Here is a 12,700-nt window from a genome sequence, read left to right on the forward strand (position 1 = left end):
CGCGAAGGTCATGTGCCGCTTCCTCGCACGCATCGTCGGGCACTTCGACCACAAGATTCACCTGATCGTCGACCGGCACTCGGCCCACCGCTCGAGATCGTCCGGGCCTGGCTCGCCGGCCACAAGGACGAGACCGAGCTGCACTTCCTGCCCTCGTACTCACCCGAGCTGAACCCGGACGAGCTGGTCAACGCCGACCTCAAACGCAGCCTGCCCCACACCCACCGGGCCAGGAACCAGGCCGAACTCGCCGCCGAAACCCGCAGGTTCTTCCACCGCCGACAACGACAACCCCACGTCATCACCGGCTACTTCAAAGCCCCGAACGTCCGCTACACCCTCGACGAGTGAACCCAATGAGTTTCTGATCAATACGACATCGAGCGGTTCGGCCGATACCGCAGAGCGCTCCAGCCCGGCCTGAACCTGGTCCTGCCGGTGGCAGATCGCGTCAACTCCAAACTCGACGTGCGCGAGCAGGTCTACTCGGCCGAGCCCAAGCCGGTGATCACAGAAGACAACCTCGTGGTGAACATCGACACCGTGCTCCACTACCAGATCACCGACCCGCGATCAGCGGCCTACGAGGTCGCCAACTATCTGCACGCCATCGACCAGCTCACCGTGACCACGCTGAGGAACGTCATCGGCAGCATGGAGCTGGAAGGGACCTCACCTCGCGTGAGGAGATCAACGCCCGGATCCGCGCCGTCCTGAGGCCCTTACTCAGGCAAAACGCGAGCGAGCATTAGGGTGCAATAGTGCGTGTCTCTCCGGATGTCGGAGCAAAGACTGAGGATCCACACCGCGCGCTGGAAGGGAACGAAGTCGTGCATGGCGAGTACAAGGTGCCCGGCGGCAAGCTAGTCGTCGTAGATCTGGATGTCGAAGAGGGCGTCCTCCGCAACGTGAGGGTCGCCGGGGACTTCTTCCTGGAGCCCGACGAGGCGATCCTCTCGATCAACAGGGCCTTGGAGAGCGCACCTTCTTCGACGGACGCCGAAGACCTGGCGGCCCGGATCACGGCGGCGCTGCCGGAGTCGACCGTGATGCTTGGGCTGACCGCAGAGGGCGTTGGCATCGCTGTCCGGCGAGCACTGGCCCATGCGACCGAGTGGAGCGACTACGACTGGCAGTTGGTGCACACGGAGCCGCAGGCCCCGGCCCTGCACATGGCACTGGACGAGGTCCTCACCGCAGAGGTTGCCGCCGGGCGACGAGCCCCCACTCTGCGGGTCTGGGAATGGGCCTCACCTGCTGTGGTCATCGGCAGCTTCCAGTCGCTGCGGAACGAGGTGGACCCCGATGGGGCGGCAAAGCACGGTATGACCGTGGTTCGCCGCGTTTCTGGTGGCGGTGCCATGTTTGTAGAGCCCAGGAGTACGATCACGTACTCACTGTCCGTGCCGGAGTCGCTGGTCTCGGGCCTCTCCTTCGCCGACAGCTACGCCTACCTGGACGACTGGGTCCTGGGTGCACTCGGCGACATGGGCATCAAGGCCTGGTACCAGCCCCTCAACGACATCGCCACCGACGCCGGCAAGATCGCCGGTGCCGCCCAGAAGCGGATGGTCGGCCCTGACGGTGGTCTTGGAGCCGTCCTGCACCACGTAACCATGTCGTACGACATCGACGCCGACAAGATGCTTGAGGTCCTGCGCATCGGCAAGGAGAAGATGTCCGACAAGGGCACCAAGAGCGCCAAGAAGCGCGTCGACCCTCTCCGCCGCCAGACGGGCCTCGCCCGGGAGCAGGTGATCGAGAACATGATCTCCTCCTTCCGTAACCGCTACGGGTTGACCACCGGCAATGTCACAGCGGCAGAGATGGCCCGGGCGAAGGAGCTGGTGCGGACGAAGTTCGCCGCTGAGGAGTGGACCGCGCGGGTGCCGTAAGTACCCCTCCGGGTGTCATGTGGCAACCGGCGGGAGCAGGCGCATGCCCATGATCACGCAGGCTCGTAGTGTCTTCGCCGTCCGACCTTCGTCAAGGCGGGAAACACCATCACGTACTCCCTCTCGGTCCCCGCCTCCCTGGTCTCGGGGCTGTCCTTCGCCGACTCCTACGCCTATCTCGACGAATGGGTGCTCGAGGCACTCGGAGACATGGGGATCAAGGCCTGGTACCAGCCCCTCAACGACATCGCCACGGACGTCGGGAAGATCGCGGGGGCCGCGCAGAAGCGCATTCTCGGCCCGGACGGCGGGCCCGGCGCGATCCTCCATCACGTCACCCTGTCCTACGACATCGACACCGGGAAGATGCTGGAGGTCCTGCGCATCGGCAAGGAGAAGATGTCCGACAAGGGGACCGCGTCCGCGAAGAAGCGCGTCGATCCGCTGCGCCGTCAGACCGGCCTGCCCCGCGAGACGGTGATCGACCGCATGGTGAAGTCCTTCCGCGAGCGCCACGGACTCGCCACGGGACAGGTGACCGCCGCGGAGCTGGCGCGCGCGGAGGAGCTGGCCGCAACGAAGTTCAGCAGTCCGGAGTGGACGGCGCGGGTGCCGTAGAGGCGGGCGGGCCGGGGGCTCGTGTTCCGTCCGCATCGTCCGGGCGGAGCAGCGCGTCGGCGTGGGCGAGCCCGCTCTCCGCGGCGATCTCCTCGAGCGTCTGCGGCGCCCTGATAGTGACCAGACGCACTCCGTCGGCCTGTCCGGCGGTGAAGCCGTACACGGCCGGACGGGGAAGGCTGTTGTACGCCCAGGGGGTCGAGAAGTAGTACGCCCCGGTGTCGTGCAGGACGACGTGGTCGCCCTCGGCCAGCTCCGGCAGTTCGCGACCGTGGGCGACGACGTCACCGGCGAAGCAGCACGGCCCGGCGATGTCCTGGCGCAGCTTCGCTCCGGTCCGCGGGTTTCCTTCGGCGTCGAACGCCCCGACCCTCAGAGGCCAGGCGCCGGGCATCAGGACGGTGCGTGTGGCGGTCTGCGCTCCCGCGTGCGTGACGGCGATGCGCCGGCCCCCCGCTTCCTTGGTGTACTCCACGCGCGCGGCGATGAACCCGTTCTTGGCGAGCAGTGACCGGCCGAACTCCGTGACCAGTGCGTAGCGGCCGTCGAAGAGACCCGGCACGGCTTCGCCGAGGACCCGGGCGTGGTCGGCGAAGGTCGGGCGTGTCATGTCGTCATCGAAGTTGACGGGCAGCCCGCCACCGATGTCGAGGCTGGTGATCTGCCGCGTGCCGAGCGTGCTGTTGATCTCCTCCGCCAGCCGGTACGTCTCCGCGATGCCCTCCGCGATGAGTTCGAGCGAGCAGCCCTGGGAACCGACGTGTGCGTGGAGCCGGGTCAGCCAGGGGCGCTCGGCGAACGCCGCCACGACGCGGGCGCGTGCCCCCGGGTCACGCAGTGCCACGCCGAACTTCGATGTCGCGGTCGCGGTGCTCATCGCCCCGATGGAACCGCCACCGACCTGGGGGTTGATCCTCAGACCGATGACGGAGGTGCTGTGCGCGGGACGCAGCGCGTCGATACGGCGCAGCTCATCGAGGTTGTCGGCGTTGAGCGCCACCCCCAGGGCGAGCGCCTCGCCGATCTCCTGCCGCGTCTTTGCGGGCGAGTCGAGCACGATCCGCGACGGGGCGACCCCGGCGTCGAGCGCGAGGCGCAGTTCGCCTGGGCCGGCCACTTCGCATCCCATGCCGAGCCCGGCGAGCAGCCGGAGCACGGGAACCAGGGAAGCCGCCTTGACGGCGAAGGTGTGCAGCACGTCGGGGGCGTGGGCGTACGCCTCCTGGAGGCTCGCGACCGAGGCCCGGATCCCGTCCGTGTCGAGGAACCCGGCGACCGGCTGCCCCTCTCCGACCAGTCCGGTGGCGACGGCCAGGCGCAGCACCGCGGGTACGCGGTGTGCGGGAGGGAGGGCGGCGGTTCCGGGCGGGGATGTGCTCACAGATGTCACGGCAGGGCTTTCGGTCGGGCCGTGCCACACGCCGGCGAGCGTGTGGCGGGACGGATCAAGACTGTTCCCCCTGCCCCGTGCCCGTCTTCGTCGCCAGGCACAAAGCGGCACCGGCCGTTTGGTGAAACGGACGGACGGAAGTCTGGGGAGTACGTCTCACAGCATTGCGCTCAGGCGCACCGCAAGGGTGAGGACGAGCCGCGTGTCGGGGTCGGCGAGGTCGACACCGAAGCGTTCTCGGGCGCGCCGCAGCCGGTATCTGAGCGTGTTCGGGTGCAGCGTCAGACGCCGGGCGGCCGTCGCCACGTCCCCCGGCGTCTCGAGGTAGGCACCGAGGGAACGCACCAGTTCGCCGCCCGCGGCCAGATCCGCGCGGATCAGCTCGTGCACGGGGCCGGTGCCCGACTCCCACACGGGCCGCACCGCGTCGAGCATGCGCAGTGCCTCGATGGTCGGCGCGACCTGGCCGGGCCCCGCATGCCGTAGGGGGGACGCGTCGCGGCCCCGTGTCTCGCGGTCCCGGAGTGCGCGCACGACCAGCAGGGCCTCGTCGTACGACAGCGACGCGTCGAGACCCGACTCCACGGTCGGTCCCGCGCCGATCCGCACGCATGCCGGGCCGGGCATCTGTGAGGCGAGTGCGTCGAGTTCCCGGGCCAGGGCGAGTACCTCGCCCGGTTCGCCGCCCTCGTGCACGGGCAGCAGCACGGCGACCGTGTCCTCCTCGCGCGAGACCCGGGCGGCCGGCCGTACGGCGGTGGCCTGGACCACCAGTGCCTCCAGGGTGCGGTCCTCCGGCCCTGGCCCGTCGGGGGGCGTGCGTACGGCGACGACGACTGCGCAGGGCACGTCAGGCGTCAGGCCGAGGGACCACAGGTGCGCCCGCCTGTCGCCGTTTCCGTGGAGCAGGCCGCGCAGGGCGTGCGACTCCCTGCGCGTGGTGCCGCTCTCGCGCATCCGGTGGCGCAGGAGATGGGGTACGGCGAGCGCGGCGGCACGCCGTAGCACCTGGGCCGCGTCGGGCGACATCCGCTGCCCGTCGGCGGCGGCCCACAGCGAGCCCAGCACCTCGCCGCCACTGCGGACGGCCACGACGAGACGTTCGGGGGTGTCGCCATCGGCGGCCCGGTGGATGACGTCCCCCGATGTCCGGAGCGCGTGCAGCAGCCCGCTGCGGCGCAGTTCGGCGACACGCCATTCCGGTACCCGGCCACCCAGGATCGTGGACCGGCGCAGCCCGTCGGCCTCGGGACCCGTGGCGGAGTGCGCGAGCACCCGGAACTGCGTGTCCTCCACGGTGATCGAGCCGCGGCAGTGCCGTGCGGTGGCCGAGGCGAGCGCCGCCAGGCCCCCGGTGGTGGCATCCGCCATGAGGTCGCCCCGCCCGGCCGCGGCGAAGGCGGTCGCCGACCGGAGCAGGGCAAGTGCGTCACCCCAGTCCGCCCATGCGGCGCGGACGAGCAGGGCGATTCCGTACTCCTCGGCCGCGGCCAGTGCCTCCGCCGGCACCGGATCCGTCTCCGCCTCCCGGAGCACGAGCGCCGACGCCCCGCGCCGTGCCGCTTCGAGCACGGCAGTGGTGGCGGTCGGCGGTTCCGGCGGCAGTCCTGCCGCCAGCACGATCCGCCCCGCGTGCGCGCGGGCCGGGCCCTCGTCGCCGATGATCACGCCGAGTACCGCCACGTCCTGCCCCGCGGGAGCGAGCAGCAGCCGCAGGACGCCCTCCTCGTCGTGTTCGAGGATCTGCCGGAGGGTGAGGGGGCCCGGTCCGCTCCCAGTGCTGCCTGGCGTCATGCGCCGAGGATACGAGCGGCCGGGAGTCGTGCGACGGGCGGCGAGCGGCAGGCAGCGCGTGAGGCGGTGGCATCAGGCGACGGGGCGGTGGCGATCGGGGGGCGCGATCAGGAGGCACGATTCGCTTCACTTTGCGGAACCTTTACCCGTCGTGGGCCGTTGGACCGGTATACGCGAGGCTTCGCGACCGGCAGTGCGGACGATGACCGAGGTGACGTCAGATGGCAGTGTGGGATCAGCTCAAGGACCAGGCCAGGACCCTGCAGCAGGGGCAGCAGGGGCGTGGGCCGGCAGGCGGACGCGGAGGGTCCCGGTCCGGCGGCGCGTCACGCTCCCAGTTGGTAGGCGCTCTGAAGAACCAGCTCACCTCTCTCAAGACCGAACTCAAGAGCGGCGCCTACCGGGACGCGAGCATGGCGATGTGCGCCTTGGTCGCGGCCGCGGACGGGCACGTGGACGCGGAGGAGCGCCGGCACGTGGAGTCGTTGATCCTCGGCAACGACGTCCTGCAGAACTTCCCGCCGGAGCAGTTGCGCCAGCGGTTCAACAAGCATGTGGACCAGCTGAGCCGGGACTTCCACCAGGGCAAGGCCGAGGCCATGCAGGAGATCACCAAGGCGGCCAAGAAGCCGACCGAGGCCAGGGCCGTCATCCAGACGGGCATCGTCGTCGCCGGGGCGGACGGCGACTTCTCGCAGGCCGAACACATGGTGCTCCAGGAGGCCTGCGCGGCTCTGGGTCTCGCGCCGGCCGAGTTCCAGCTCTGAGTCCGCATGGCGTAAAGGGAGCCGCTCGGACCCGCCGGGACAAAGCATGCAGGACGGCACCGCGTCACTCCTCGTACGGTGGGTCCTGACGTCACCGAGCCTGGAGCAGCCATGCACACCCCACACTCGCCCGGCGACCCGGCCGGGTACCAGGACGGGCTGTTCGGCCTCGACGACATGCGCGTCGGACCGGAGGCACCCAGGGCGTCAGGGCCGCTCTTCCGCGACTCGGACGAGGCTCTCAGGATGCTCTCGGTCAAGGAGATCCGCGCGGAGGCGGCCGCTGCCGCCTCCCCGCGAGGCCGGGAGATCATCGCGCGGTATCCGGACGCCGAGATCATCCCGACGGACTCGCACTGGCGCATCCCGGAACTGCACGGCAACAAGGGCAACGCGGACCGCTGGGTGCGGATCAAGAGCACGGTCCTCGTCCTGGGCGAGAAGAAGACGCTGACCGTGCGGGTCAACGGCCGGTCGGCGGACTGGATCGCGCCCGGGGCGGCGAACGGCTGCGCCATGGCCTGCGCCTACTGCTACGTCCCCCGCCGCAAGGGCTACGCCAACCCGGTCACCGTCTTCACGAACATCGACGCGCTGATCGGCCGGCTGCGGCGCCACGTGACCGCGCAGGGTCCGAAGAAGGAGCCGAACCAGTGCGACCCGGCCGCGTGGGTCTACGACATCGGCGAGAACAACGACTGCTCGGTCGACGCCCTGATCAGCGACAACACCGCTGACCTGGTGCACGCCTTCACCCGCTGGCCCACCGCGAAGGCTTCGTTCGCGACCAAGTTCGTCAATCCCGACCTGCTGGGACTCGACCCGCGTGGGCGCACCCGGCTGCGCTTCTCCTTGATGCCGCAGGACGACTCACGCCTGCTGGACATCCGCACCAGTCCGATCGCCCGGCGCATCGAGGCCGCGGCGGACTTCGTCGAGGCGGGCTACGAAGTGCATTTCAACCTCTCCCCCGTCGTCATCAGGCCCGGGTGGGAGCAGGCGTGGGCGGAACTGCTCCGGGAGATGGACGACGTACTGCCGCAGTCGGTCAAGGAGCAGGCCGCGGCCGAGGTCATCATGCTGACCCACAACCGGGACCTCCACGAGGTGAACATGGCCTGGCACCCGCGTGCCGAGGACGCGATCTGGCGACCGGAGATCCAGCAGGCCAAGCGCTCGGAGAACGGCAGTCTGAACGTCCGCTACCGCAACACCGTCAAGGCGGATGCGGTCGAATCGGTTCGCCGCCTGGTAAGCACCCACGCACCCTGGATGCCGGTCCGCTACGCGTTCTGAGCGGCGGTGCGGCAGAGTTTCGGGCCGGCCGGGGCGGACAGGGCGCGTTCCCGGTTTCCCGGATCCCCACGAGCAGGCCCCGGCACGCGCGAACGGCCGCCCCGGCAGGTGGATATCTGCCGGGGCGGCCGTCGTGCGGGGTGCAGCGTCCGCGGACGCTGCGGCCGGTCTCAGCCCAGCGTCGCGATGGCCTTGTTGAAGGTGGCCGACGGACGCATGACGGCCTCCGCCTTCGCGGGGTCGGGCTGGTAGTAGCCGCCGATGTCGACCGGCTTGCCCTGGACGGCGATCAGCTCGTCGACGATGGTCTGCTCCTGCTCGGCCAGCGTCCTGGCGAGCGGCCCGAACGCCTCGGCGAGCGCGGCGTCGTCGGTCTGCTGTGCCAGCTCCTGGGCCCAGTAGAGCGCCAGGTAGAAGTGGCTGCCGCGGTTGTCGATGCCGCCGAGCTTGCGGCTCGGGGACTTGTCCTCGTTGAGGAACGTGCCCGTCGCGCGGTCCAGGGTGTCGCCGAGCACCTTGGCGCGGGCGTTCTCCGTGGTGGTGGCCAGGTGCTCGAAGCTGACCGCGAGCGCGAGGAACTCGCCCAGGCTGTCCCAGCGCAGGTAGTCCTCCTTGACCAGCTGCTGGACGTGCTTGGGCGCGGAACCGCCTGCGCCCGTCTCGAACAGTCCACCGCCGTTCATGAGCGGGACCACCGAGAGCATCTTCGCGCTGGTGCCCAGCTCGAGGATCGGGAAGAGGTCGGTGAGGTAGTCGCGCAGCACGTTGCCCGTGACCGAGATGGTGTCCTCGCCCCGGCGGATGCGCTCCAGGGAGAAGGCGGTGGCCTCCTCCGGCGTACGGATGGAGATGTCCAGGCCGTCGGTGTCGTGGTCGGCCAGGTAGGTGTTGACCTTGGCGATGAGGTTGGCGTCGTGCGCGCGGCCCTCGTCGAGCCAGAAGACGGCCGGGTTGCCGGTCGCACGGGCGCGGGTGACGGCCAGCTTGACCCAGTCCTGGATCGGGAGGTCCTTGGTCTGGCACATCCGGAAGATGTCGCCGGCGCCGACGGCCTGCTCCAGCACGACGTCGCCCTTGCCGTCGACGACCCGCACGGTGCCGGTTGTGGGGACCTCGAAGGTCTTGTCGTGGCTGCCGTACTCCTCGGCCTTCTGGGCCATGAGCCCGACGTTGGGCACCGAGCCCATGGTCGAGGGGTCGAAGGCGCCGTTGGCGCGGCAGTCGTCGATGACGACCTGGTAGACACCGGCGTAGCTGCTGTCCGGGAGGACCGCGATGGTGTCGGCCTCGGCGCCGTCCGGGCCCCACATGTGGCCGGAGGTACGGATCATGGCCGGCATGGACGCGTCGACGATGACGTCGCTCGGAACGTGCAGGTTGGTGATGCCCTTGTCGGAGTCGACCATCGCGAGAGCCGGGCCCTCGGCGAGCTCGGCCTCGAAGGAGGCCTTGATCTCGGCGCCGGCTTCCACGGAGTCGAGCCCCTTGAGGATGCCGCCGAGGCCGTCGTTCGGGGTGAGACCGGCCGCCGCGAGCGCGTCGCCGTACTTGGCGAAGGTGTTCGGGAAGAAGGCGCGGACCACGTGCCCGAAGATGATCGGGTCGGAGACCTTCATCATCGTGGCCTTGAGGTGCACGGAGAACAGGACGTCCTCGGCCTTGGCGCGCGCGACCTGGGCGGTGAAGAACTCACGCAGCGCCGCGACGCGCATGACGGCCGCGTCCACGACCTCGCCGGCCAGGACGGGTACGGACTCGCGCAGCACGGTGGTGGTGCCGTCGTCGCCCGCGAGCTCGATGCGCAGCGAACCGGCCTCGCCGATCACGACGGACTTCTCCGTCGACCGGAAGTCGTCGACGCCCATGGTGGCGACGTTCGTCTTGGAGTCTGCGCTCCAGGCACCCATGCGGTGCGGGTGGGCCTTGGCGTAGTTCTTGACCGACGCCGGGGCGCGGCGGTCGGAGTTGCCCTCACGCAGCACGGGGTTGACGGCGCTGCCCTTGACCTTGTCGTACCGCGCGCGGACATCCTTGTCCTCGTCGGTCCGCGGGTCGTCCGGGTAGTCCGGAAGCGCGTAGCCCTGCTCCTGGAGCTCGGCGATCGCGGCCTTCAGCTGCGGGATCGAGGCCGAGATGTTGGGCAGCTTGATGATGTTCGCGCCGGGAGTCCTGGCCAGCTCACCGAGTTCGGCGAGCGCGTCATCGATACGCTGGCCGGCTTCGAGACGCTCCGGGAAGCCGGCGATGATCCGCCCCGCCAGCGAGATGTCGCGGCGCTCGACCGTGACACCCGCGGTCGAGGCGTAGGCCTCGATGACGGGCAGGAACGAGTACGTCGCCAGGGCAGGGGCCTCGTCGGTGTGCGTATAGATGATGGTCGAGTCAGTCACCGGGTGCTCCGCTCCACGTCTGCAACATTGCTTGACATCAAGATATCTCGTGGCCGCCCCCCTCTCCACAGTGGCCCGCGCCCTTCGGCGCGGAGGCGCTCACTCCCACCGGGCGGTGTGCGGGGAAGACCACGGCCTGCCGGGCGGCCCGCGTGCCTCGACCAGCCCCGATAGGTACGCGTGGACCACCGGCCGGGTACGGTTCCGGGCGCCCGGAGCGTACCCGGCCCGCCTATACGGGACGGTCCGTCATGGAATGCGACAGATCGCACCTTTCCCAGCGCCGCTCGCCGCGAGGCCCCGGCGCGGAGGGGGCGGGCCGGCTCAGCGCCCGCCGTCCGGGCTGAACGGCGGCGCTCCGGGAGCCGGCGGGCGGTGCTCGTACCAGCGACGGTCGGCCTCCAGCTGCGCGGCGAGCGAGATGAGCAGGGGCTCGCCGCGGGACGCGCCGAGGAGTTGGGCGCCGACGGGCAGACCGTCGCAGGTGAAGCCCGCGGGGACGTTGACGCCGGGCCAGCCGAGGACGTTCCAGGGCCACGCGTAGGGGCAGGCCGAGGTCATCGCGAGATCGGTGCGCCAGGCGCTCAGGCGGTCGAACTCACCGACCCGCGGTGGCGGCGTGGCTGTCGTGGGGGTGAGCAGCACGTCGTAACCGTGTCCGCCGCGCGCCGTGTCGAAGAAGGCGCCGAGCCTCGCGTGCTGGCGGACCTCCCGGGCACGGGCGGCGCGCACGACCCGGCCGCCGAGCCGGGTACCGGTCCGAAGGGCGCTGCGCGTACGGGGGTCGAGCAGGCCCGGCTCGGGGTGCCGTGCGGCGAGCTCGGCGATGCCGGCGGTGGCGCGGGGGACGAAGGAGAGGCCGATGAGCCCGTAGCGGGGGCGGGCCTCCTCGACGTGGTGGCCAAGCCGGGCGAGGACCTCGGCGAGTGCGGTGACGGCGCGCAGGACCTCGGGGTGCGGCGCGTTGCGGGTGAGGGTGAGCGGTGCCCGCAGGGCGACGCCGATGCGCAGCCTGCCGGGGTCCCGCCGGGCCGCGGCGGAGGCGTCGATCCTGGGCGGGCGGTGCGGGTCGGCGGGGTGCGACCCGGCCGCGGCGTCCAGGAGGAGCGCGGCGTCCGCGACCGTACGGGCCAGCGGGCCGTTGACGGTGAGCCCCTGGAAGGCATCGCTCTGGGGATGGACGGAGATCCTGCCGCGCTGCGGCTTGATGCCGACGAGGTGGGTCCAGGCCGCGGGGATACGGATGGAGCCGGCGCCGTCCGAACCCAGCGCGGCGGGGACGAGTCCGGCGGCGACGGCGGCGGCGGAGCCGCCGGAGGAGCCGCCCGGGGTGTACGCGGTGTTCCAGGGGTTACGTGTGCAGCCGAAGGCGGGGCCCTCGGTGAAGGCCCACTGGCCCAGCTCGCAGGAGTTGGTCTTGCCGACGATGACGGCCCCGGCGGCGCGCAGCCTGCGGACGGCCTCGCTGTCGGCGGTGGCCGGTGGCAGCGCTCCGTCGCAGCCGAAGTAGGTCGGCATACCAGCGACGTCCGTGTCGTCCTTGACGGCGACCGGCACCCCGAGCAGCGGAAGCCGCTCCCCCGCTTCGAGCCGCCGGTCCGCCTCGGCGGCCTCGGCGAGCGCCGCTTCCGTACGCAGCTGACGGAAGGCGTTCAGGGTGGGACGGCTCGCCTCGATGCGCGCGAGGGCCGCGGCGACCAGGGCCGACGAGCTCGTCCGGCCCTCAGCCAGTTCCCGCGCGCTGTCCGCGAGGCCGGGCTCCTCGGCGTACGGTTCCTCCGGCCTGCTGGGCCCGGTCCGCTCCGTGGGGTCTGCTGAGGACATCGCTGCCGCCTCCTCGCCTGCGCCCGTGCACCGGCCCCGGGGCCGCCCCGGGTCCGCCCGAGCGGATCTACTGGAGAGTAACGAGGCGCGGGGGCCCGCTCAAGCACGCCGCACCAGGCACACGGCCCGTCTCCCGCGACCCTGCGGAAGACGGGCGCGCGGCCTTTGGCGCGTCCTACGGACGTACGTGGATCTCGCCGATGCCGGTGCCGAGCCCCGCGCAGTGGGCGGTCGACTGGCCGGACTGGCCGGGCCCCAGGGTGACGTGCTCACCGTCCACGTCCGGGGACCAGCCGCAGACCAGATGAACCCAGAAGGTCTGCGTGGCCGAGCCGTTGTTCCTGCAGAGCGCGTAACCCGTGTAGTCGTCGATCGCGTGCTTGCCCGTGTCGCAGGACAGCCCTGGTGGAGTGGCGGCGGGTGCGGCGGCAACCGCCACGGTGGCCGGGACTGAGAGTGCGAGGGTCAGCCCCGCAACGGCCGTGCGCGCGAGCGCGCGAGCGGCGTTCCCCTTGAAGTGCTTGTTCATCTCTCCCCTGTTTCCGGCGAGTTCCGGTGTTCCCGGTGAGTTCCGGTGATCTTCAAGGGCACCCTCCCCCACGTTCCGTAGCCGAAAACAGCGCCGAACCTCACCCTGAGTTCCGCAGTTAGCAGTGCCGACTAGGACACGAATATGTGGGTTGACCTGCGAAAATGCCTGTGAGCACGCCGAGATGGCGTGTCACT

At 70.6% G+C, this 12,700-nt stretch carries 9 protein-coding genes and 2 pseudogenes; 6 read left to right on the top strand and 5 right to left on the bottom strand.

Annotation, left to right across the window (positions count from 1 at the left end; genetic code table 11):
- The 4 genes and pseudogenes from ACFU5K_RS29305 to ACFU5K_RS29320 form a co-directional block, all read left to right on the top strand.
- On the top strand, positions 1-351 hold a 351-nt coding region (locus ACFU5K_RS29305), incomplete at its 5' end, for a transposase (RefSeq protein ID WP_384066948.1).
- A gap of 18 nt (positions 352-369) precedes the next feature.
- A pseudogene (locus ACFU5K_RS29310) lies at positions 370-716 on the top strand (SPFH domain-containing protein); the annotation flags it as partial.
- Between the two features lie 114 nt (positions 717-830).
- Positions 831-1,895 (top strand): biotin/lipoate A/B protein ligase family protein, encoded by a 1,065-nt coding sequence (locus ACFU5K_RS29315; protein ID WP_384066950.1) that lies wholly within the window; start codon positions 831-833, stop codon positions 1,893-1,895.
- 87 nt (positions 1,896-1,982) lie between these two features.
- Positions 1,983-2,513, top strand: a pseudogene (locus tag ACFU5K_RS29320) (biotin/lipoate A/B protein ligase family protein); the annotation flags it as partial.
- On the opposite strand, the gene ACFU5K_RS29325 reads toward ACFU5K_RS29320, so the two are convergent.
- Together ACFU5K_RS29325 and ACFU5K_RS29330 are read right to left on the bottom strand one after the other, a co-directional pair.
- The gene (locus ACFU5K_RS29325) at positions 2,479-3,894 is read right to left on the bottom strand and encodes a diaminopimelate decarboxylase (protein WP_384066952.1); all 1,416 of its coding nucleotides are present in this window, start codon (positions 3,892-3,894) and stop codon (positions 2,479-2,481) included. The pseudogene ACFU5K_RS29320 and the gene ACFU5K_RS29325 sit on opposite strands and share 35 nt — an antisense overlap.
- A 165-nt stretch (positions 3,895-4,059) precedes the next feature.
- The gene (locus ACFU5K_RS29330) at positions 4,060-5,697 is read right to left on the bottom strand and encodes a PucR family transcriptional regulator (RefSeq protein ID WP_384066954.1); all 1,638 of its coding nucleotides are present in this window, start codon (positions 5,695-5,697) and stop codon (positions 4,060-4,062) included.
- A gap of 221 nt (positions 5,698-5,918) precedes the next feature.
- Between ACFU5K_RS29330 and ACFU5K_RS29335 the strand changes: the two genes are divergently transcribed.
- Complete coding sequence (locus ACFU5K_RS29335) at positions 5,919-6,464, top strand: tellurite resistance TerB family protein (RefSeq protein WP_384066956.1); 546 nt, start codon at positions 5,919-5,921, stop codon at positions 6,462-6,464.
- 111 nt (positions 6,465-6,575) lie between these two features.
- A complete protein-coding gene (locus ACFU5K_RS29340; protein ID WP_384066958.1) occupies positions 6,576-7,760 on the top strand; it encodes a spore photoproduct lyase family protein in 1,185 nt (394 codons plus the stop codon).
- 170 nt (positions 7,761-7,930) lie between these two features.
- Here the strand turns inward: ACFU5K_RS29340 and ACFU5K_RS29345 are convergent, their stop codons facing one another.
- The 3 genes from ACFU5K_RS29345 to ACFU5K_RS29355 all read right to left on the bottom strand — a co-directional run bounded on the left by ACFU5K_RS29345 (position 7,931) and on the right by ACFU5K_RS29355 (position 12,503).
- The gene (locus ACFU5K_RS29345; protein WP_384066960.1) at positions 7,931-10,150 is read right to left on the bottom strand and encodes an NADP-dependent isocitrate dehydrogenase; all 2,220 of its coding nucleotides are present in this window, start codon (positions 10,148-10,150) and stop codon (positions 7,931-7,933) included.
- Positions 10,151-10,474: 324 nt separating this feature from the next.
- Entirely contained in the window at positions 10,475-11,974 is a 1,500-nt protein-coding gene (locus ACFU5K_RS29350) for an amidase (protein WP_384066962.1), read from the bottom strand.
- Between the two features lie 175 nt (positions 11,975-12,149).
- On the bottom strand, positions 12,150-12,503 hold the full coding sequence (locus ACFU5K_RS29355; RefSeq protein WP_384066964.1) for a hypothetical protein: 354 nt from the start codon (positions 12,501-12,503) through the stop codon (positions 12,150-12,152).
- Between the last annotated feature and the right edge of the window lie 197 nt (positions 12,504-12,700).

This window comes from Streptomyces sp. NPDC057428, from assembly GCF_042803195.1.
Lineage (GTDB): Bacteria > Actinomycetota > Actinomycetes > Streptomycetales > Streptomycetaceae > Streptomyces.

Excerpts from the sequence above, each read along its gene's own strand:
- ACFU5K_RS29355 (WP_384066964.1), bottom strand. The coding sequence starts at position 12,503 with ATGAACAAGCACTTCAAGGGGAACGCCGCTCGCGCGCTCGCGCGCACG.
- ACFU5K_RS29335 (WP_384066956.1), top strand. The coding sequence starts at position 5,919 with ATGGCAGTGTGGGATCAGCTCAAGGACCAGGCCAGGACCCTGCAGCAG.
- ACFU5K_RS29350 (WP_384066962.1), bottom strand. The coding sequence starts at position 11,974 with ATGTCCTCAGCAGACCCCACGGAGCGGACCGGGCCCAGCAGGCCGGAG.
- ACFU5K_RS29340 (WP_384066958.1), top strand. The coding sequence starts at position 6,576 with ATGCACACCCCACACTCGCCCGGCGACCCGGCCGGGTACCAGGACGGG.
- ACFU5K_RS29330 (WP_384066954.1), bottom strand. The coding sequence starts at position 5,697 with ATGACGCCAGGCAGCACTGGGAGCGGACCGGGCCCCCTCACCCTCCGG.